Below are 17,742 nucleotides of genomic sequence, written 5' to 3' on the forward strand. Positions count from 1 at the left end.
GGTGCCGTAGGTAAGCGACTTGAGTGGCGAGACGTCGGTGGTGCCGCCTGAGTCGTCGCTATTGCTCGCGTTGCTCTGGGTGCTGCTCGCGTCCTGCGCGGAAATTGCCGCCCCTTCCGGAGAGATGTTGACGGCCGCGTCCTGGCTCGGGCTTGCCGCGGGCGAGCTAACGGAGGTCGTCGGCGTATCGCTAGCGGCAGACTCCGGTGAGTTCGACGTTGTGCTCCCGCTGGCGTCCGTCTGCGTCAGCGTAGGTGATGCCGCGGCGTTGCTAACTTGCATGGCAATCTTTCCTCATCCTTGTATCCATCTGGGACGGCGTCGCTTTGCGTAACCGGGCAGCCGGCATGCAGTGCGATGTCGCCCTGCCTGATTTTTCGGCCGCGCAGAAACGTATCTTTAGGGTTGGTAAGGCGATGTAAGGCCGCATGATGCACAAAGGCCGGCCGGGTGACTCGCGGCGCACCCGGGGTATCATGCGGCTCCGGCGGGCACAGGCGCTCACCGGTCGGCGGGCCTGCATGGCGGGTCAGCGAAGACACAAAAAATTCACTGCGCGATACCCAAAACCGCCAATCCGCAGTCATAGCGGGCAGACCTCACTCATCATGGTTCACATCAATCTCTCCGACGGCGTATTAGGCCCCGCTCTGCAGACGCTCGATCCGTACGCGTTACTCGGCATCTTCGCCGCGCTGCTGCTGGGCGGCATGGTCAAAGGGGTGGTCAGCATCGGCGTGCCATTGGTGGCGATGCCGATCCTCAGCCACTTTCTGCCGATCAGGCAGGCGGTGCTGCTGCTGTCGATGCCGATCATTCTCGGCAATATCCCGCAGGCGCTGGAAGGCGGCCAGATGCTTGCCACCGTGCGCCGGATCGCGGCGCCGCTGGTCGGCACGGTGCTAGGCAACATCGTCGGGGTGACAATGCTGATTTCGCTCGCTCCTCATCGCGCGCAGGCCGCCGCCGGGATTGCCCTGATCGCCGCGGCGTTGCTGCTGTTCGCCTCGCCCCGGCTCACGCTATCGCCGGGCCTCACCAAACCCGTGGGGCTGGTGCTCGGCTTCGGGGCGGCCGTGATGGAGAGCATTGCCTCCGTGCCGGGACCGCTACTGGCCATGTACCTGATTGCAACCGGGGCCACCGGCAAAGCGTTTACCAAGCAGATTGCCATCATCCTGGTGGTCTCGATCATTTCGCTGATCGCCGCGTTTAGTGGCGGCGCCCACGCGAGCTGGCTCGATCTCGCCATCTCGGCTGCCGCGAGCATCCCGGTGATCGCGGGCATGCTGATCGCACGTCCGCTGCGCGACAAACTGCAGCCCGCAACCTTCCGCAAGCTCGTGCTGCTGTTCGTTCTCGTGGCGGCCGCACAGATGATCTGGAAGTCCGGGGTTCTGTAGGCACCGCCCTTATCCCAACGCCGATTCAGGCGGAGACGTCGACCAGTACGCCCACTGGCTGCCAGTTCAGGCTGCTGGCGGTGTCCGAGAGCCCGTCGAGCACATCGGACAGCGTCACCGTCGCGCCGGGGTCCTGGTCCAGCGCGGCAACGTGCGCCTGCAATGCGTTGCTCAGGTTCGACATGGCAGTGTCGAGCGGATCAGCGCCGTCGGCTGCCTCGGCTTCCTCGGGTTCGGAAGTCTCCTCTACGTCGTCGACTTCAACGTCCCATTCCCCTGCGTCGGTATCGGCATCGGTATCTTCGACTGCCGGGCGCGATGCGCTCGACAGGTCCGCAATGCGCGAGCCAAGGTCGCGATAGGCGCTCACGCCACCGCCCGACGTCGCCGCATCGGTAAAGCTGGCAATTGCGTTCGCCGAGCTATCGCCAGTCGAGGTGCTGCCGTTGCTCGACGCGATTGACTGCTGGAGCGACAGCGCCTGATAGAGCGCGGCGAGGAACTGCGCGCCTGTGCTGGCCGGGTCGCTGCTGGTCGCGCTGACGGTGATCGTCGTGGTGCCATCGGCGCCGCCCGTGCCGCTAGCGGCGCTAGTGCCATCGGTGGCGTCGGTCGCGAGCGAGCCGGACGGCATGTTGTAGCCGAGTTGCGACAGGGTCTGCTGAAGCGCGGCCATCAGCGGATCGGTGCTTGCAGTCGAAGTCGAAGTCGACGACTCCGCCGAAGTGGCTTGCTTTTTCGCGGGCACGGCTTCCACCGGCGACGCGGGCGGCGCGGCGGGCATCGGCAGTGACGCCATCGTCATACCGAACGAATCGATCGACATGGTCCATTTCCTCCAGATAAACACGTTGGATAGCGCAGGCGCTCGTGTCATCGAAGGGCGAACTCACTTCGACATCACGAGCCTGATCGAACTGTTTATCGGAGCGACGGGGCCAGAGGTTGATGGTTTGTAAGGCGAGGAAAGAGCAATGTGCCGTTCACGCCGATTGACAGCGTGAAGCGGGCACCAGGGCGGAACGAGTCCGTAGGGAGGGGCGTCTACGACTCGCTGCGCGCGAATGATGAGAACTGGCCCGGGTCAGGAAAGCCGCAAGTCCGATAACGCGCCGGATACATCGGTTCTTCTTCGAGCAGGCTGCCCACCAGCGGCGTGATCTGCTGCCACGGGACGATACGCGTCTCGCCGGTCTCGGGACGCACCAGCACGACCCGGTCGGCCTGCGGCAGCAAGGATTCGACGCCGGCGGTCCACGTTGCAGCCGAGAACATCTCGCCGGCATCGTCCTTGGTGCCATAGAGCAGGTAGTTCGCAACGAACACGTCGCTTCCTTCCTGCTTATGCAGACGATCGAGCGCGGCCTTTTGCGAATCGTAGTCCTCCTTGTGATAACGCAGGACCAACTGTGCGAGGCGGCGCACCACGTGGACCTGGCGCGGCGTAAAACGTCGCAGGCCTTCGTGGTAGCAGTACATGAACGGCGAAACAGGGCGGCCGGTGTGCGCGGCTTCGCGGCTCAGCTCGAGCATGCGCGCGATGCCGCCGTCGTCCTTGTCGCTGGTGACGAGCAACACGTCGCGCGTGGGGATCATAAAGACAGGAACGCCATGCACCGGCGCGCGGTGCAGCAGGTCGGGCAACAGCGCACGGCTCGCGTCGTAACCATCGTGCCAGTCGCCGCGATATACGCCACGCGCCACTTCGACGAACGCGTCGGTGGTGATGTCACGCAGGTTGTCGCGTGCAATCGCGAGTGCATCGTCGAGCGCAATGCCCCACGATTCGACGGGTCCGCTCATGAGCGTCGAAGTGGACTCCGGATAGTCGAGTGCGAGAAGGACGGCGCAGTCGTCGCCGAATGGCCGCCATGCGGGTGCGAATGACGCCTCTCTACCGTTGGTGCGCAATTGATGCAGACGCACGTCTTCGAGCACGCCGCGGCCGCGGATCAGCGGACGCAGCATCGCACGCGCCTCGGACAAGCGTTCGGGGGCGGCTTGATGACTCGCGCACAGCGTCGCGACGAATCCCTCTATCGCAGCCTCGCGGGATGCCCTGTCGCTACCGCAATAGGCGCGGTATGCGTGATGCAGGTTAAAGACCGCGTTGTCGCCGTACTCAAGCCGGAATTCGTCGGCGTTGTAGTTCAGCGAGGCATCGAAGCCCCGATGTTGGGCGGTTTCGATGAACAGGGCGGCGAACGCATCCGGCGACGGTTTGCGTCCTAACAGCGCGTTAAGAAATCCCATGTTGTGCAAAGGCGAGAAGGCGAGCGAATACGGTCGATCGAGGGCGCTGTGCCGGGCGGGGCAATGGCAGTCGTTGCAAATCGCACCCGTCGGATTGCCCAAATTAGGAGCATGTAAGGATTAACGGCCCTGCGCGGCAATTCTTGAAGGTTTCGTGTGAAGGATGCTTCAGGTGGCCGTGCGTTGGGTGGCCTGCGGCCTACGGGCCAGGGTTTGGCCGCTTCTGCCTCTCGCGAGCAAGTCGCGGCGGGTTGGCTAGAATCGTTTGAAGCCGGTGCCAGCCGGCGCGTGGATCCTGGCCAATGTGGCGCAGGTGATTGGAGATGCTATTCGCATGAGTGACACACCGATGAACGAAACGCTCAACGAGATCGGTGCAGTATTGAAGTCGCGGCGTTCGATCCGCACGTTTTTGCCGACGCCGGTTGCTCAATCACACGCCGAATACTTCCAGCTTGAGTTGGTACGAACGACCGATCCATACCGCACGGTCGCGATGATCGCGTAAATCGTCGCCGGTATTGGGGTGCAGAAAGACGTCGAGCGCGCCGTGATTGAGCGTGAGCCATTCCACGATCTCAGCGAACTGCGTGGGGGCGAACGCAAGCTGATATGACCATTGCGGGTGCGGTCCTACCGGGCGCTCGTGAAAACGGCCCAGTTCCAGCTTATCCGCGAAATGGGCTTCAATCCGCTCGCGTAACGCCCATGCAGCATCGCGATGCTCGGCATCGAAATACACGTGGGCATGCCAGCTGTGAACGGCGGGTACGGCTGAATGGGTCATGTGCTGAAGGTAACTCGGTCAGGTCTTTGGCCGCGCTCGCGGGAGCGAGGCAGTGTGCTCCGCCTCGTTCCGCGTGTCAAACTTACTGCCCTATTTCCCCAGCTCATAACCGATCGCGCCGCCGACCACAGCGCCACCCACGGTACCCGCTGTGCTGTGATTGGTGGCTTCGTTGCCGACTACACCGCCTGCCGCCGCGCCGCCCAGCGTGCAGCCGGTCGCAAGAGAGGCTAAAACCACGAGAGTTAGGATGCCTGTCCACCTGGATCGAGTGTTCATTTTCAACCTCGTTTTCCGACTTGATATCTGCTCAATGAGCAAAGCGCGTGCCGGAACGGGGTTGTGCACTGCGGTTTCGAGGAGCAACCTGCGTTAAGCGAAGGCTGAAGTATTTCGATGTGTTTGCGTCGATCCGGCTGCGCTTGTAGACTGCCTTCGCAAATCGTGCGCAAGGCTGCGCATATCCACCGATCGGAGTTCCTCATGGCCTACATGCTGTTCATCGTCGAGCCCACTAACCAGCGTAACGAACGCACCGAGCAGGAAGGACAGGTGCTCTACGAGCGTATGTCGAACTACGCCGATGATCTGCGCGAGCGCGGCCTGCTGCTCGCATGCGAATCGTTGAAGTCCACGAGAGATGCCGTTCGTGTGCAGGTGCGTGGCGGTCAGCCGAGACTGCTTGACGGACCGTTCGCCGAAGCCAAGGAAATGGTCGGCGGCTTCCTGCTGCTCAGTGTCGACACGCGCGAAGAAGCGGTGGCGATTGCGACGGGCTGTCCGGCCGCGCAATGGTGCACTGTCGAAGTTCGCGAGGTCGGTCCTTGCTATCAATGAAGCGGGATGGCGCGAGTGCCGAGCACCGGCCTCGGTGAGTAGTGTCGTAGCCCCCAGGGTTTCCCCCAATCAGCGAAATTCGTGTCGATTCAGCGATGCGTCGCGCGTCGTGTGAATGAAGAGCCTCCAAAGCACTCAAGCAGGCTCGATATCCACGACTACGAGGAGCGACGAAATGCGATTCATGATCATGGTGAAAGCGACCGCGATGAGCGAATCCGGCGCCAGGCCGGACGAATCCCTGATGGCCGTGATGGGCGCGTATCACGAGGAGCTGGCGAAGGCCGGCGTGTTACTGGACGCAACCGGATTGCAACCGACTTCGAAGGGTTGGCGCATCCATTATTCGCAGGGAAAGCGCACCGTGATCGACGGTCCGTTCGCCGAAACGAAGGAACTGCTGGCGGGCTATACGCTGATACAGGTGCGCTCGCGTGAAGAGGCCATGGAATGGGCGCGCCGCTTTCCGGCGCCGTTCGGTGAGCATGCCGATGGAGAGATCGAAGTGCGGCAATTGTTCGAATGGGACGACTTCGAACCGGGGCCTTCCGTGGACCGCATTCGCGAACTGGACGCGGGGCGGCGCTAGGCTATGTTGTCAGGATACCGAATCATGCACAGATACATGGGTCTCGACGGGCACGCTTGCGCGTTGAGCCTCTCGAACCCATGCGAGCAGGCGGTGAAAAGCGGTGATCTGAAGTGGCGGTGAACCCAGCGGCGACACATCGCGCGATCGAGGCCGTCTGGCGCATCGAGTCTGCGAAGGTCATCGCGTGCGTTGCGCGCATGGTGCGCGATGTGGGCGTCGCGGAAGAGCTGGCGCAGGATGCGTTGGTCGCTGCGCTCGAACACTGGCCTGAACGGGGCGTGCCTGACAATCCTGGAGCCTGGTTGATGGCCACTGCCAAAAACCGTGCGCTCGACCGCTTGCGCCAGGAAGTGCTGCATGCACGCAAGCGCGAGGAGCTCGGCCGTGACCTGGACGCACAGGAGGCCCACCTCGTGCCCGACTTTGTCGATGCGCTCGATGCCGCGCGCGAGGATGACATCGGCGACGATCTGTTGCGCCTCGTCTTCACCGCGTGTCACCCGGTGCTTTCCACCGACGCGCGCGTGGCGCTCACGCTGCGCCTGCTCGGCGGTTTGACGACCGACGAGATCGCGCGGGCCTTTCTAGTACCCGAGCCGACCATCGCGCAACGGATCGTGCGCGCCAAACGCACGCTGACTGCTGCCAAGGTGCCGTTCGAGGTGCCGCGTGCAGACGCACGGGTCGCGCGGCTCGCGTCGGTGCTCGAAGTGATTTACCTGGTTTTCAATGAAGGCTATTCGGCCACTGCCGGCGACGACTGGATGCGTCCAGCCTTATGCGAGGAAGCGCTGCGGCTTGGGCGAGTACTGGCTGGCCTCGTGTCTGACGAAAGCGAGGTGCATGGCCTCGTCGCCCTGATGGAAATTCAGGCTTCGCGTACGCCCGCGCGAGTCGACACGCAGGGCCGTCCCGTGCTTTTGCTCGATCAGGATCGCAGCCGCTGGGATACGCTGCTGATCCGGCGCGGCTTCGCCGCGCTCGAGCGCGCCCAGTCGCTCGGCGGCGCCAGTGGCCCTTATGCGTTGCAGGCGGCGCTAGCCGCATGTCACGCGCGTGCGCATACCGCTGAGCAGACCGATTGGGTGCAGATCGTCGCGCTGTACGACGCGCTCGCGCAAATCAGTCCGTCACCCGTGGTGGAGCTGAACCGGGCGGTCGCCGTCGGTATGGCGTTTGGCCCGGCGGCAGCGCTCGAGATTGTCGACGTGCTGGCCGCCGACCCCGCGCTAGCAAACTACCACTGGCTGCCTAGCGTACGCGCGGATTTGCTGGCGAAGCTTGGAAGAGGCGACGAGGCGCGCGCGGAATTCGAGCGCGCCGCCGCTATGACGCGCAATGCGCGCGAGCGCGAGCTGCTACTGGAACGGGCGCGCTCGGTCTCTGCCTAAAAGGACAGAAACGCTGCCGCACCAAACAGAATGCCGGCTGCAGCAGCACCCATCGACAGATTACGCAGCCACTTTTTGCGCGTGAGCAACGTAATCGCCGTCAGCGCAATCGAGATCTGGATCAGCGTGGTGGCCTGCGCCCAACGGTGATGACCGTGCATCAGCGTTTCGCTGCGCGCGTCGTTATCGCTCACCTGCTTTTCGATCGCTTCGGCATTGGCGCGAATCGGCTCTTTCTGCTGCTTGTACTTGTCGACATCGGCGACGAACTTCGCATGCGCGTCGCTGCCCGGCGTCGACAACGAAGCGCCCAGTTCCGCGAGGTTTTCTTTCTCGCCCTTTGCCTGGTAGTACGACCATTGATTGGCGGCCTCGGTCTTCTTGATGGCCGCTTCGTTCTTGTAGTACAGCGCGAGATTTTCGCTGGTGCCGCTCTGATAGGCGTAGATCGCGCCGATCGTCGCGAGAATGGCCGTCATCACCGCCATGCGGCTAGCAAACGGATCGGCGTCCGCATGAGCGCTATGCCCCTCGCCAACGTGCTCTACAGCATGATCGTGCAGACCATGCACTTCATATTCATCAGACATCCAACACTCCCGCGGCTAGCGTATTGAGTTTTTATGAAGAAACGCGGCGGCGCAGCGATCTGCGCAGCCCTGCGCGAGGCCGCACCCGTTGGCCGTGGTGCACGCTCGCGCGAGGCTCAATCTTAGCGTGTTTGTGTTGGGGGTCGCGCAGCGCCGCGATCCGCGAGCTGCTCGACCAGAAAATCCACGAAGCAGCGCACGCGGGCGGATAGAAGCCGCCCATGGGGATAGAGAAGCACGAACGGCCGCGTGGCGCCGCCGAAGTCCCGCATGACCTCGATAAGATTTCGTTCGCGCAGATCACGTTCAACCACGAAGCGGTAGGTCTGAAAGAGGCCTGCGCCGTGCCGCGCGAGCGTCGCTCCGCCGAGCACATCGCCGCCGATCGTATAGCCGCTGTCGGTAGCGAAATCGACGAACTCGCCGTTCTTGGCGAGCGTCCATGGAATGCGCCGGCCCGTGCTGGGAAGGTCGAACTGAATGCATTCGTGGTGCTGCAGATCGTCGATCGATCGCGGCGTACCGGCCTGCGCGAGATACGCCGGCGTCGCCACGACGACCAGTTCGGCGTCTTCGAGCTTGCGTGCGATCAGGTTGGAGTCGGCCGGTGCGCGGCCGCGGATGGCCAGATCGTAGCTGTCTTCCGCGAAATCGATGTTGCTGTTGCTGATGTGCGCGTCGACCCGCACGAGTGGGTAGCGCTCACGAAAGAGAGGCAGCAGAGGCAGCACCCGATAGTGCGCATACGGCGTGGGCATGCTGATGCGCAGCATGCCGGACGGCGTCGCTTGCTGGCCGGTGACGAGACGTTCCGCGTCGACCAGTTGTGTGAGTGCGCCGCTGCATTGTTCGAAATAGACACGGCCGGCTTCGGTCAGCCGGATTTGCCGGGTTGTGCGCACGAACAGCCGCACGCCCAGCCTTTCCTCGAGACGCGACACGGAACGGCTGACCGCCGCGGGCGTGACGCCGGCTGCCGTCGCAGCGGCGGTGAAACTCGCCAGCTCCGCGGCGGCACAGAACAACTCGATGCTGCCGAGCAGCAGATCGTCGAATTGCCGCTTGGTATTCATTGGAAGACGGGACTGGGATGCATGAGGGCCAACTTACCGGCTCAAAGGGCATCAGTATAGTCCGCACCCGATACGCCGGGCAGCGAGGACTACTGCAGCCCTAGTTCACGCTAAAACCGAGCAGTGTGCGCAGCAACGGGATCAGATGCTCGCCGCCGAGCATGCCTAGCAGTCCGACCAGCGCGATGGTCGGCGGCGCCGGAGATTTCACGTTGACGACGCTGTAGAACAGGCCTACCACGAGGCCGACTGCCAAGGAAACGAAATACGCTTTCATGATGGATCACCCATTGGCCAAGTAGCCATTAACCATGGCAGGCGGCGGGTATCCAGACCCACCGCCCGAACCGGACTCACATCGTGATGACGACGCGCCCACGGGTGCCCGCGGTGACCGCCTCATAAGCTTCGCGGGTGTGCTCGAGTGTGAAGCGCTGCGCGATCGCCGGCGGCTGGAACGCGCCGCTCTCGAAGCCTTCGACCAGCGCTGTCATCAGGCGGGCCGACTCGGCGACCCCCAGCTTGGCGCTATCGACACCGAGCAGTTGAGTCTCGTTATGGTAGAAGTCGATCATGTCGAACTCGACGCGGCGCTTGCCGGTCGCGCTGATCTCGACCACCCGGCCGCGCCGCTTGACGAGGCTCAACGCCGTTTCGAACGTCACGCCGCCGACCGCGTCGTACACCACGTCCACGCCACCGTTGGTCAAGGCCTTGACGCGCTCGGACGTGTGCTCGTCGATTTGCACGAACTCGTCGATCAGACGACCCGCCGGGGAATCCGCCAGCGGCGCATGACGGTCGACGCCGATGACCCGACAGCCACGCGATTTGGCGATCTGTACCACTGCACCGCCCACGCCGCCGCTAGCGCCGATCACCGCAATCGTTTCGCCCGTCTTCAGTTGTGCGTATTCCACCGTGCCGAGCCATGCGACCACGAAGTTCACGCCAATCGCGGCGGCCTGTTCGTGACTCAGTGTTTTCGGCTTGCGCGACAACGCGGCAAGCGGAATCTTGATGAACTCAGAGTGCGTACCGTCACGCGTGAAACCGATGTCGCCGCCGGTACCCCAGACGTCGGCGCCGATCCATTCCGCAGGGCCGTCTACGACGACGCCGCTGAAGTCGCGGCCCGGCGTGCGCGGCAAAACCGTGTGGTCGAAGTGGCCGGAAACGTTCTTCACGTCGCTCGGATTCACCGAGGCGCTTTTGATCTGCACGACGGCGTTCCCGGCGTCGGCTTTCGGTGTCGGGACCTCGACGTATTCCAGTACATCGGGGCTGCCAAACGACTTGAACTGAATGGTTTTCATCGAAACTCTCCTGAGTGGATTGGGCCGCGTGGTGCAGCGTTGAAGCCATTCTAGGTGTCCGCGATGGCCTTGTTGAGACAAGGACTTTCGAGTTTCGGACAGGGGTGAAACAGTCGGGCGAGCTCTGCTCGAACCCTTCACCGCGCAATTCCGCCGCGTCTCGCTCCTGGTCCTGATGCGTACGTTTAGCCTCCAGCCGGAGCGCGGGATTCCTCGCGCCCCGTGCTGAGGGTTTCTTGCGGATCGAATTCGGTAGGCGGGGCGCCGAGCTCGCGGCGGAACATATCGCTGAAGCTGCTGGGCAGATAGCCGAGCGAACGCGCGATGCTGCTGACCGAGCGGCCTTCCGCCAGCCCGGAGACGGCCACGGCCAGTTGCACCTGGCGCCGCCATTCGGAGAAGCCGATGCCGAGTTCGCGCGTGAAGAGCCGCGCCAGAGTACGCACGCTGGCGCCGACCGAGGCGGCGTGCTGCTCGAAGCTGACCGCAATCGAAGGATTGTCGATCACCGCCCGGCACAGCGCGTCGAGCCGGCGGTCCGACGCGTCGGGAAGCGGAATGCGCAACGAGGAGCGGGGCGCGTGCCCCAGTTCCAGCATGGCGAGCTTGTAGGCCGTTTCCATATACGCGTTGTCGCGCGCGTGGTTGTGTTCGTATTCCGCGATCGTGGTGATGAGCTCACGCATCAAACCGTTGATTTCGAAGACGTCGCTCTGCTTGCTGAGGTGCTGGACGTTGCGTTTGTGCAGATAGATATTGCGCATCTCCACCTCGCTCATCATATGGATCGAGTGCACGGTGCCGGCGGGTAGCCAGACAGCACGTTGCGGTGGCACCACCAGCGCCTCGCGGCCGACCTCGACCCACATTACGCCGGCAACTGCGTACAGCACCTGTGCCCAGGTGTGCGAGTGAGGCTCGATATGCAGCCCGCGCGGGTAGCGCCGGGCAAGCGAGTGAGCGTCGTCGTCTTCGGGAAGTTCAGGAGGGCGGGCTTGGGACACGGCGTTTCCGGGTCGAAATGGCTTCGCGGGATCAGGCGCATAAGCATAACGCCGCGAGCGGTTTGGTGTGCGTAGACGGGGACAGACGGGTTCGGCTCCGAAGCTTCGATAACCATGCTGCGGTTGACGAGACCAAATAAAAGACCTATTATTAGTGCTTTTTAAAGGTCTTTTAATCCACAGGATTTGGCCTATAGCGCTAGAGGGACCACCATGGAAAGCATTCTTGCCCGCGCCTCAATCGGTATCAGCGAGCTCAAGGTCAACCCGACCGCAGCAATTGAGCAAGCAGACGGTCCGATCGCGGTGCTGAACCGTAACAAACCGGTCGCGTATCTGATCCCAGCTCAAGAGTGGGAAGCGATTTGTAACAGACTTGAGGATATCGAGCTGGCAGAAATCGTCAGGGCGCGAAGCGGCGAAAAAGCTGTGAGCGTGCGACTTGAAGACCTATGACCTGCAGTTTTTAGAAGTCGCTCTTAAAGAGTGGAAGAAGCTGGGCAGCACGGTCCGTGAGCAGTTCAAGCGCAAACTGGCTGAGAGGTTGGCAAATCCACGTGTCGAATCGGCGCGTCTTAATACGCTTCCTGATTGCTACAAGGTCAAATTGACCGCCTCGGGATATCGACTGGTGTATCGCGTCGTCGACAGCAAAGTCACTGTGATCGTAGTTGCAGTAGGAAAGCGGGAGCGTAGCGCCGTCTATTCTTCGGCCATAGCTCGATTGAAGTAAAAGCCCGCTTCCGCGGGCTTTTTCACAAAAGCGCGTCAACCCGCGACGGATTTTCCCGGCAGCCGCGTTTAAGACATAACGGAGCTAATCCGCTTTCTTTAAACCTACGGGAGCCTTACATGAAGTACAAAACCCTCACACGCCTGCTGGTCACCGCCACGGTAGCGCTGTCAGCCTCCGCCGCCTTCGCGCAAGCGATCATCGTCGCCCCGCCTGCGCCGCGCGTCGAGATCGTGCCCGCACCGCGCGCTGGGTATGCATGGGATCACGGCCACTGGCGCTGGGACCACGGTCGATACGTGTGGATACCGGGTCACTGGCAGCCGGTCCGGGTCGGTTATCACTGGGTGCCGGGCCACTGGGCGCAGCGCGGCCCGAACTGGCTCTGGGTGGAGGGTCACTGGGCGTAACCTGCTAGCGCCGCTAGCCCTCTGATCCCTATATTGAGGACTCGGTCGTCGCGATTGACGAGCTTCAGGACTGATTCACCCAGTCCTGAACCAGATTCCACAGAAGGTCGATAACAAGCTTAAAACAGGCGCAAAGCGCCCCCTCTCGGAGCAACGGCAAGTGAGAAATGCTCGTGTCGCGACACGATATGTCCGGGTGCAACGGCAACCGCGGCGCACGCCGCCGCGCATGCCGTGGATATCACGGGACCGCGCGCCTTGAGCGAGCGCGATCCCGACGCGGACCTCGTCGCTCGGGTCGGCGAGCAGGATCCGGCGGCGGTGCGCACGCTCGTGTCGCGCAAGCTGCCGCGTTTGCTCGCGCTCGCGACGCGCATGTTGGGAGACCGTATGGAAGCGGAAGACGTAGCGCAAGAGGCCTTCGTGCGGATCTGGAAACAGGCGCCGCACTGGAAAGAGGGCGAGGCCCGATTCGACACGTGGATTCACCGCGTGGCGCTGAACCTCTGTTACGACCGCTTGCGAGGGCGGCGCGAAGACCCCGTCGCCGATCTGCCGGACGAAGCCGATCCCCAACCCATGCCCGACATGCAACTTGAAGCCCGTGTGCGCGACGAACATGTACGCACGGCGCTTGCTGCGCTGCCGGTAAGGCAGCGCGAAGCCCTGGTACTCAATTACTACCAGGAGCTCTCGAATATCGAAGCTGCCGCGCTGATGGGCATTACCGTCGATGCCCTGGAAAGTTTGCTCGCGCGTGCGCGTCGCAGTCTGCGCGCGCAACTGGCCGACAGTGGCTTTAGCAAGGATCTGCCATGACACCTGAGAGATTTCGTACCATCGTCGACGCCTACGGCGCCGATCCGCGCCGCTGGCCGGACGAAGAGCGCGCGGCGGCCGAGAGCTGGGCCGATCTGCATCGGATCGAGGCCGATGCCGTGCTGGCCGAGTCGGTCAGCCTCGATGCGTGGCTCGCAGACCATACGGTCGCGCCGCCGGAGCGCGAATTGGTTGAGCGCATTGTTGCGGCGGCGCCCACCCGGCGCCCGGCGAAGCATCGCGTGCGGCTCTGGTGGCAGGGCGCCGCGTATGCCGGCATCGGGCTAGCAGGCGGCCTGGCGGGTGCCTTTGCGGTGTCGTTTTTTGTCCTGACCGGCCAGCCGCCGCAGACGCATGACTCACCGTCCTATCTGGCTTCGAGCTTCGACGGTTCAACCGCCGACTGGAGCGGCGAATGAGCGATCGTACATGGAAGCTCCTGCTAGCTGGCTCGTTCGTGTTCAACGTGTTTCTGCTGGGCGGCATTGCAGGCGGCGCGTACCAATGGTTTGCCACACACGACAATGTCGCCAAGGCGCCGCAACAGCGCACGGCGCTGCGCTTTGCCACGGATGGACTCTCGTCCGAGCGTCAGAAGCAGTTCCTCGATGGACTCAAGGAAGCGCGCCGCGACGGTAAGGACTATGCGCGGGAGGGCCGCGAAGGACGTCACGAAGTGCTGGCGCTACTGGCCGCGCCGCAATTCGATCGCACCGCGCTCGACGCCGCGTTACAGCGCACCCGAGCAGCCGATATCGCGCTGCGTACCGAGGTCGAAGACAGCGTGGCCAACTTTGCGACGACGCTCACGCCGGACGAGCGCGTGAAATTCGCCGAAGGCCTGAAGCAGGCAGGCAACTGGCGTGAACCGCCGCCTGCGCCACCAAAGGAAAAGCGGCCGGCGAATCAATGAGCGAGACGATCTTCGTCCCGCTCGAATAAAACTTCGGTAGGCAGCGACGGAAACCGCAGCTTCGAACGTTTAAAGAAGGTACGCAACGTTCGAAGGAGCGCGCATGATTCCGTCACCCAACGACAATGCCGCGGCAATTGCGCTGAACCGCTTCGGTCTCGGTGCTCGCCCGGAAGACGCGCCGCCCGCCGATCCGAAGCGATGGCTGCTCTCACAGTTCGATCAGTATCAGCCTCTGCCCGCGGCATGGGCGGGTCAACCGGGGGCGGTCGCGCTCGCGACCCAGTTGGGCGAGCAACGGTTGCAGAATGCCAACGCCAACGCCAACGCCGCGCCGGCTTCCGATGCGGCCGCGAATCCGGCAGACAAGCAAGCTGCAAAGCAGGCCGCGAACAAAGCGATGCGCGCTGAAATCCGCGATGTCTACCGCACGGCGGTGAATGTGCGCGTGAGTAGCGCCCTGACGAGTTCGACGCCCTTCATCGACCGGCTCGTTCATTTCTGGGCGAATCATTTCGCGGTATCGACTGAGAAGCCGCAAGTCGCGGCACTGGCCGGCGCGTTCGAAATGGAAGCGATCCGCCCGCACGTGCTGGGCCGCTTCGACGACATGCTGGTGGCGGTAGAGCAGCATCCCGCGATGCAGATCTTTCTCGATCAGACGCGCTCGGTAGGCCCCGACAGCGTGGCGGCGATGCGTGCGGAGCAACGCAATCCCGACAACAAGCGCGGACTCAACGAGAACCTTGCGCGCGAGATCATGGAGCTGCACACGTTGGGCGTGCGCAGCGGTTATACGCAGGCCGACGTGACCGAGTTCGCACGCGCATTGACGGGCTGGAGCGTAGCCGGTGTGCGAGGGCCGCAGCCGAATGGCGCCGCGCCTGGCAGCTTTGTGTTTCGCGAGCAATTGCATGAGCCCGGCTCGCGGACCATCCTGGGGCGCCGCTACGATCAGCAGGGCGAGGATCAGGCGCTGGCGGTCCTGCACGACTTCGCCGCTTCGCATGCTACCGCGCAACACATTGCCGGCAAACTGGCGCGTCATTTTGTTTCGGATAACCCACCACCCGCGGTTACCGAGCGGCTCGCCAATGCGTTCGAGCGCAGCGGTGGTGATCTGCCCACGGTCTATCGTGCGTTGATCGATTCGCCGGAAGCCTGGTCGCCCGTGGCGGTGAAATTCAAAACACCGTGGGAATGGACCATATCCTCGATGCGCGGCCTCGGCTGGCAAGACGTCGGCAACCTGCAGGGCGCACCGCTTCTCACGCAACTCGGCGAGCCGGTCTGGCGACCGGGCTCGCCCGCCGGCTACGACGATATCGCCGCGAGCTGGGCCGCGCCTGATGCGCTGGTGCGCCGCGTCGAAGTCGCGCAACGCTTCGCTGCGCGTGTCGGCGACCAGCTTGACCCTCGCACTCTCGGCCAGACCTTGCTGGTCGGCTCCATCAGTGCGCCGACCGCGACTGCAGTGTCACGCGCTGAGAGCGCCTCGACGGCGATTGCGCTGCTGCTCGTGTCGCCCGATTTTCAACGGAGATGAACGCCATGATGTCCCGTCGCCAGTTTCTCAACTTCGCCGCAGCCGGTGCCGGCGCGATTCTCGTCTCGCCACACATGGCCTTCGCGAGGGTCGAAACGGACCGCCGCTTCGTCTTCGTGATCCAGCGCGGTGCCGCCGATGGCCTGAATATCGTGGTGCCGTACGCCGAGCCTTCGTATGCGAGCTTGCGTGGCGCGCTCGCCATCGATCCGGCCACCGCGACCAAACTCAACGGCACGTTCGCGCTGCATCCCTCGCTCGCCGAAACCGCGAAGATGTACGCATCGGGCCAGGCGCTGTTCGTGCATGCCGTGGCCTCGCCATACCGCGACCGCTCGCATTTCGACGGTCAGAACGTGCTGGAGACGGGCGGCACTTCAGCGTACCAGGTGAAGGACGGCTGGCTCAACCGTCTGGTCGCGATGATGCCCGCTACGCACGAAAACGCTATCGCGTTTGCGCCGACTGTGCCGATGGCGCTGCGCGGCAAGGCCGATGTGACATCGTACGCGCCCTCGGGTTTACCGCAGGCGCCCGACGATCTGCTCATGCGGGTATCGGACCTTTACAACCAGGACGCGCAACTCAGGCCGTTATGGGAATCTGCCATGACGGCGCGCGGCCTCGCCAGCGACGCCGGTGCGCGTCAGGACCCGGCCAGCCTCGGCAAACTCGCCGCGGGTTTTTTGTCACGCGACGACGGCCCACGCATGGCGATGATCGAAACGGGCGGCTGGGACACGCACAGCGCGCAGAACCCGCGTCTTGCCAATCAGCTAAAAGCGCTCGACACGATGCTCGCTTCCTTGCGCGACGGTCTCGGCCCACTGTGGGGCAAGACGACGGTGCTGGTGGCTACCGAGTTTGGCCGCACCGCTGCCGCCAATGGCACGGGGGGCACGGACCATGGACAGGGATCGGTGGCGATGGTGGTGGGCGGGGCCGTGAACGGTGGACGCGTCATCGCTGACTGGCCGGGACTGAAACCCAACGAGCTCTATCAGGGACGCGACCTCAGGCCCACGACCGGACTCGACGCGGTGATCGCGGGCGCTGCGAGCGAAAGTCTTGGCCTCGATCCGCATCGAACCGCGGCGGCCCTTTTTGCGCAAGCGGGGTCCACGCAACCCATGACAGGTTTGATCCGTAGCTAGCGCGCAGTCTACGCCGCGGATGTGTAGCTGCAGTTTCAAAGACACCTCAACCCGCGCCCGGCTATCACTGGATGAAGGGTCACTACCGTTGGGAAGGCGACCATTGGGGATGGGTGCACGGACACTGGGTACCGAACTGATCAACCCGGTTGTTGAGGAGCGCGCGCTGCGCGCTCTTCGCGTGCGTACACGGGCAGGTCGGTAACTGGCGCCTTGACCGGAATCTGACAAAACATATCCGCCACAAAGCCCCGGTGATATGTCGTGTGATTGACGACATGCAGCACCATCTCACTACGCGTCATGGCGCCTTCGCCGCCACCCACAAACCTGAAGTGGACCGTTTCCTCCGCATCGTGCGGCGTAAAGGCGTCGCTGCGAGCGATATACCAGTTGTCAATTTCCTGCTGCATTTCGCGCAACGTCGCTAACGGCATGGGTTCGCTGAAATTGCGGCTTGAGAAGCCGTGCTCCCGCCCCTCGAGGTGGGCACGAAAGATCTCACCGACGACATAGCAATGGCTCAGCGTGTGGACGATGTTGCCAAAAACCGTTTCGCGACGCTTGAGCGCTTCGTCATCCGGCAGCACGGCGACTGCGTCGAAGATGCGCCGGTTGGCCCAGCGATTGTAGCGGGTCAACATACCAAGAGTGCTTTCGCTCATTTCACAAAATCTCCATGCAGGGGTCTGATAATCAAAGAAGGCACTTCTGCCTTTGAGCCTGATATTACGTCCGCTTTCGTTTCTGTGTGTTGGTCGCGGTTCATTTACGTTTTGCATACGGCTTGCCTGCAAATACGGCAGCGTATTTTAAAAAGAGCGTTTGGGAGACGATACCCAGTTGATCGGAGTATTGCGGCGGGTTAAGGTGCGGAAGCACCCAGAGACGCGTGTGACGAAATCCCCTTGAGTGCGGCAC

General features: G+C 63.0%; 22 protein-coding genes and 2 pseudogenes. 13 read left to right on the forward strand and 11 right to left on the reverse strand.

Annotated elements, in window-relative coordinates; translation table 11 throughout:
• A pseudogene (locus tag M0954_RS15440) lies at positions 1-282 on the reverse strand (hypothetical protein); the annotation flags it as partial.
• Positions 283-608: 326 nt separating this feature from the next.
• On the opposite strand from M0954_RS15440, the gene M0954_RS15445 reads away from it, so the two are divergent.
• Positions 609-1,403: a sulfite exporter TauE/SafE family protein gene (locus M0954_RS15445; RefSeq protein WP_297354132.1), complete on the forward strand. Its 795-nt coding sequence runs from the start codon at positions 609-611 to the stop codon at positions 1,401-1,403.
• Between the two features lie 25 nt (positions 1,404-1,428).
• Here M0954_RS15445 and M0954_RS15450 read toward each other — a convergent pair whose 3' ends face one another.
• The 4 genes from M0954_RS15450 to M0954_RS15465 all read right to left on the reverse strand — a co-directional run bounded on the left by M0954_RS15450 (position 1,429) and on the right by M0954_RS15465 (position 4,722).
• Positions 1,429-2,229: a resuscitation-promoting factor Rpf1 domain-containing protein gene (locus M0954_RS15450; protein ID WP_166660876.1), complete on the reverse strand. Its 801-nt coding sequence runs from the start codon at positions 2,227-2,229 to the stop codon at positions 1,429-1,431.
• Positions 2,230-2,447: 218 nt separating this feature from the next.
• Positions 2,448-3,656, reverse strand: a complete 1,209-nt coding sequence (locus M0954_RS15455; protein WP_122157228.1) for a hypothetical protein — start codon at positions 3,654-3,656, stop codon at positions 2,448-2,450.
• Between the two features lie 433 nt (positions 3,657-4,089).
• Positions 4,090-4,443, reverse strand: a complete 354-nt coding sequence (locus tag M0954_RS15460) for a DOPA 4,5-dioxygenase family protein (protein WP_122157227.1) — start codon at positions 4,441-4,443, stop codon at positions 4,090-4,092.
• Between the two features lie 90 nt (positions 4,444-4,533).
• Complete coding sequence (locus tag M0954_RS15465; protein WP_122157226.1) at positions 4,534-4,722, reverse strand: glycine zipper 2TM domain-containing protein; 189 nt, start codon at positions 4,720-4,722, stop codon at positions 4,534-4,536.
• Between the two features lie 204 nt (positions 4,723-4,926).
• Here M0954_RS15465 and M0954_RS15470 point away from each other — a divergent pair, with 204 nt between their 5' ends.
• From M0954_RS15470 to M0954_RS15480, 3 genes are all read left to right on the forward strand, one after another.
• The gene (locus tag M0954_RS15470) at positions 4,927-5,280 is read left to right on the forward strand and encodes a YciI family protein (RefSeq protein WP_122157225.1); all 354 of its coding nucleotides are present in this window, start codon (positions 4,927-4,929) and stop codon (positions 5,278-5,280) included.
• 175 nt (positions 5,281-5,455) lie between these two features.
• On the forward strand, positions 5,456-5,869 hold the full coding sequence (locus tag M0954_RS15475) for a YciI family protein (protein WP_122157224.1): 414 nt from the start codon (positions 5,456-5,458) through the stop codon (positions 5,867-5,869).
• Positions 5,870-5,988: 119 nt separating this feature from the next.
• Positions 5,989-7,263: an RNA polymerase sigma factor gene (locus tag M0954_RS15480; protein ID WP_122159330.1), complete on the forward strand. Its 1,275-nt coding sequence runs from the start codon at positions 5,989-5,991 to the stop codon at positions 7,261-7,263.
• On the opposite strand, the gene M0954_RS15485 is transcribed toward M0954_RS15480, so the two are convergent.
• The 5 genes from M0954_RS15485 to M0954_RS15505 all read right to left on the reverse strand — a co-directional run bounded on the left by M0954_RS15485 (position 7,260) and on the right by M0954_RS15505 (position 11,246).
• Complete coding sequence (locus M0954_RS15485; RefSeq protein ID WP_122157223.1) at positions 7,260-7,853, reverse strand: DUF4337 domain-containing protein; 594 nt, start codon at positions 7,851-7,853, stop codon at positions 7,260-7,262. The genes M0954_RS15480 and M0954_RS15485 overlap by 4 nt on opposite strands.
• Positions 7,854-7,975: 122 nt before the next feature.
• Entirely contained in the window at positions 7,976-8,926 is a 951-nt protein-coding gene (locus M0954_RS15490) for a LysR family transcriptional regulator (protein ID WP_297354135.1), read from the reverse strand.
• Between the two features lie 100 nt (positions 8,927-9,026).
• Positions 9,027-9,203: a DUF1427 family protein gene (locus M0954_RS15495; protein WP_122157221.1), complete on the reverse strand. Its 177-nt coding sequence runs from the start codon at positions 9,201-9,203 to the stop codon at positions 9,027-9,029.
• 76 nt (positions 9,204-9,279) lie between these two features.
• On the reverse strand, positions 9,280-10,242 hold the full coding sequence (locus M0954_RS15500; RefSeq protein ID WP_122157220.1) for a zinc-binding alcohol dehydrogenase family protein: 963 nt from the start codon (positions 10,240-10,242) through the stop codon (positions 9,280-9,282).
• Positions 10,243-10,427: 185 nt separating this feature from the next.
• Positions 10,428-11,246: a helix-turn-helix domain-containing protein gene (locus tag M0954_RS15505; protein ID WP_122157219.1), complete on the reverse strand. Its 819-nt coding sequence runs from the start codon at positions 11,244-11,246 to the stop codon at positions 10,428-10,430.
• Positions 11,247-11,459: 213 nt separating this feature from the next.
• Between M0954_RS15505 and M0954_RS15510 the strand changes: the two genes are divergently transcribed.
• The 9 genes and pseudogenes from M0954_RS15510 to M0954_RS15550 form a co-directional block, all read left to right on the forward strand.
• Positions 11,460-11,702 carry a type II toxin-antitoxin system Phd/YefM family antitoxin gene (locus tag M0954_RS15510; protein WP_074267148.1) on the forward strand — a complete coding sequence of 81 codons (243 nt, stop codon included), beginning with the start codon at positions 11,460-11,462 and terminating at the stop codon, positions 11,700-11,702.
• Complete coding sequence (locus tag M0954_RS15515; protein ID WP_122157218.1) at positions 11,689-11,979, forward strand: type II toxin-antitoxin system RelE/ParE family toxin; 291 nt, start codon at positions 11,689-11,691, stop codon at positions 11,977-11,979. The genes M0954_RS15510 and M0954_RS15515 overlap by 14 nt, the downstream gene beginning before the upstream one ends.
• 119 nt (positions 11,980-12,098) lie before the next feature.
• The gene (locus M0954_RS15520) at positions 12,099-12,389 is read left to right on the forward strand and encodes a YXWGXW repeat-containing protein (RefSeq protein WP_122157217.1); all 291 of its coding nucleotides are present in this window, start codon (positions 12,099-12,101) and stop codon (positions 12,387-12,389) included.
• A gap of 186 nt (positions 12,390-12,575) precedes the next feature.
• Positions 12,576-13,208 carry an RNA polymerase sigma factor gene (locus M0954_RS15525; RefSeq protein ID WP_122157216.1) on the forward strand — a complete coding sequence of 211 codons (633 nt, stop codon included), beginning with the start codon at positions 12,576-12,578 and terminating at the stop codon, positions 13,206-13,208.
• Positions 13,205-13,627, forward strand: a complete 423-nt coding sequence (locus tag M0954_RS15530) for a hypothetical protein (protein ID WP_122157215.1) — start codon at positions 13,205-13,207, stop codon at positions 13,625-13,627. Before M0954_RS15525 ends, M0954_RS15530 begins: the two co-directional genes overlap by 4 nt.
• The gene (locus M0954_RS15535) at positions 13,624-14,121 is read left to right on the forward strand and encodes a periplasmic heavy metal sensor (RefSeq protein WP_297354137.1); all 498 of its coding nucleotides are present in this window, start codon (positions 13,624-13,626) and stop codon (positions 14,119-14,121) included. Before M0954_RS15530 ends, M0954_RS15535 begins: the two co-directional genes overlap by 4 nt.
• A gap of 103 nt (positions 14,122-14,224) precedes the next feature.
• Positions 14,225-15,667 (forward strand): DUF1800 domain-containing protein, encoded by a 1,443-nt coding sequence (locus tag M0954_RS15540; protein WP_297354139.1) that lies wholly within the window; start codon positions 14,225-14,227, stop codon positions 15,665-15,667.
• Between the two features lie 5 nt (positions 15,668-15,672).
• The gene (locus M0954_RS15545; RefSeq protein ID WP_133893936.1) at positions 15,673-16,821 is read left to right on the forward strand and encodes a DUF1501 domain-containing protein; all 1,149 of its coding nucleotides are present in this window, start codon (positions 15,673-15,675) and stop codon (positions 16,819-16,821) included.
• A 32-nt stretch (positions 16,822-16,853) separates the two neighbouring features.
• Positions 16,854-16,961 (forward strand): annotated as a pseudogene (locus M0954_RS15550) (hypothetical protein); the annotation flags it as partial.
• Here M0954_RS15550 and M0954_RS15555 read toward each other — a convergent pair.
• Complete coding sequence (locus tag M0954_RS15555; RefSeq protein ID WP_297354142.1) at positions 16,962-17,603, reverse strand: DinB family protein; 642 nt, start codon at positions 17,601-17,603, stop codon at positions 16,962-16,964.
• Positions 17,604-17,742 lie beyond the last annotated feature (139 nt).

This window comes from Paraburkholderia sp., assembly GCF_026225065.1.
Classification (GTDB): Bacteria; Pseudomonadota; Gammaproteobacteria; order Burkholderiales; family Burkholderiaceae; genus Paraburkholderia.